The organism is Mesorhizobium sp. FG116, assembly GCF_057809835.1.
The window spans coordinates 1-2,158 of the sequence record NZ_JBMDKS010000102.1; the positions used below are offsets into that span (position 1 = coordinate 1).

2 protein-coding genes are annotated in these 2,158 nt (G+C 63.2%); both read left to right on the forward strand.

Translation table 11 applies throughout. The features are described from left to right. Positions 1–1,341 (forward strand): IS21 family transposase (gene istA / locus ACODTY_RS23855; RefSeq protein WP_488996655.1); only part of this gene is annotated, 1,341 nt, incomplete at its 5' end. Further along, positions 1,274–2,008, forward strand: coding sequence for an IS21-like element helper ATPase IstB (gene istB / locus ACODTY_RS23860; RefSeq protein ID WP_488996656.1), 735 nt, complete (start codon positions 1,274–1,276; stop codon positions 2,006–2,008). The genes istA and istB, both read left to right, overlap by 68 nt. Positions 2,009–2,158 lie beyond the last annotated feature (150 nt).

The following is a 2,158-nucleotide window of genomic DNA, read 5'->3' on the forward strand; positions in this document are numbered from 1 at the left end:
CAGCGTGAGCGGCTAACGTTGATCCGCATCTTCGAGGAACTTCGTGGCCTGGGCTATGACGGCAGCTACAGTTCGGTGTGGCGGCATGCCCAGAGGTGGGAGTCGGATCGCGGCAGCGCCGCGGCGGAGGCCTACATTCCGCTGAGCTTCGCGCCTGGCGAGGCCTACCAGTTCGACTGGAGCCACGAGGTCGTCCTGCTGGACGGCGTGACGGTCACCTTGAAGGTGGCGCACATGCGGCTTTGCCATAGCCGCATGTTCTTCGTTCGGGCCTATCCGCGCGAGACGCAGGAGATGGTGTTCGACGCCCATGACAGGGCGTTCGCCTTCTTCCGCGGGGCCTGCACGCGCGGCATCTACGACAACATGAAGACGGCGGTGGACGCGATCTTCGTCGGCAGGGATCGCCGCTACAATCGCCGTTTTGCGCAGATGTGCGGGCATTACCTGGTCGAACCTGAGGCCTGCACGCCGGCGTCGGGTTGGGAGAAGGGGCAGGTCGAGAACCAGGTCGGGCTGGTGCGCGAGCGCTTCTTCACGCCAAGGCTGCGCTTCAAGACGCTGGAGGACCTGAACGGCTGGCTGGCCGACAAATGCGTCTCCTGGGCCAAGGCACACCCGCATCCCGAACAGGGCGAGCGCACGATCTGGGAAGTGTTCGAGGAAGAGCGGACCAGCTTCATTCCCTATGCCGGACGCTTCGACGGCTTCCACTGCATTCCGGCTTCGGTGTCGAAGACCTGCACGGTGCGCTTCGACAACAACAAATACTCGGTGTTGTCGAGCGCCGTCGGCCGACCGGTCGAGATCCATGCCTATGCCGACCGGATCGTCATCCGACAGGATGGCGTGGTCGTGGGCGAACATGCCCGCTGTTTTGGCCGCAACGAGGTCATTTACGATCCCTGGCACTACGTGCCGGTGCTGGCCCGCAAGCCCGGTGGATTGCGCAACGGCGCACCGTTCAAGAACTGGGTTTTGCCGTCGGCCATGGAGAAGGTGCGCCGCAAGCTCAAGGCTGCCGATGACGGCGACCGGCAGATGGTGTCGATCCTTACCTGCGTGCTGAGCGATGGATTGAGCGCGGTCGAGGCGGCCTGTCAGGAAGCGCTCGATCACGGCGTCTCGTCGGCGGCGGTGATCCTCAACATCCTGGCTCGCCACCGCGATCCGGCGCCGGGCATGATCCTTTCCATTCCCCAGGCGCTGAAGCTGGCTCACGAGCCGATCGCCGACTGCGCCCGCTATGACAGTCTCAGGAGGACATTAAGCCATGGAACGCACCGAGGTTCTGGAACTGATGGGAGTGCTGAAGCTCTACGGGATGCGATCAGCCTATGACGAGATCATGGGCGTCGCCATCAAGCGGCAGCACGAGCCGCCGAAGATCGTCGGCGATCTGCTGCAGGCCGAGATATCGGAGAAGCAGGCGCGCTCCATCAAATACCAGCTCACCGTCGCCAAGTTGCCGCTGGCCAAGGACATCGACGACTTCGACTTCACCGGCACGCCCGTCAACGAGAGCCTGATTCGTGATCTCGCCGGCGGAGCCTTCATTGCCGATCAGCGCAACGTCGTCCTGGTCGGCGGCACCGGCACGGGCAAGTCCCATCTGGCCATCGCCATTGCCCGGGCCCTGATCCGCAACGGCGCGCGCGGCCGCTTCTACAATGTCGTCGATCTGGTCAACAGGCTCGAGACCGAGGCCCGCGCCGGCCGCCAGGGCCGCATCGCCGACCACCTGACCCGGCTCGACTTCGTCGTGTTCGACGAACTCGGCTATCTTCCCTTTGCCCAGGCCGGCGGCCAGTTGCTCTTCCACCTGATCTCGAAGCTCTATGAGCGCACCAGCGTCATCATCACCACCAATCTGGCATTCGGCGAATGGCCCACCGTCTTCGGCGACGCCAAGATGACCACCGCGCTGCTCGATCGTCTCACCCATCACTGCGAGATCGTCGAGACCGGAAACGAATCCTGGCGCTTCAAAAGCCGCTCTCAAAGCTAAAGCCGAAAAGCAAATCAGCCGCGCCCGATCAGGCTGTGCAACCCTGACCAGCTTCGCCTGATCGGGCGCTTACCGACGTACCCTTCGCCACTCCAAACCGGGGTCCCTTTTACATGAAAAAAAAGGGTCCCGATTCCGCGGTCATTGACA

Bases quoted from the DNA above. Each gene is read 5' to 3' on its own strand.
- istB (WP_488996656.1), top strand. From the start codon at position 1,274: ATGGAACGCACCGAGGTTCTGGAACTGATGGGAGTGCTGAAGCTCTAC.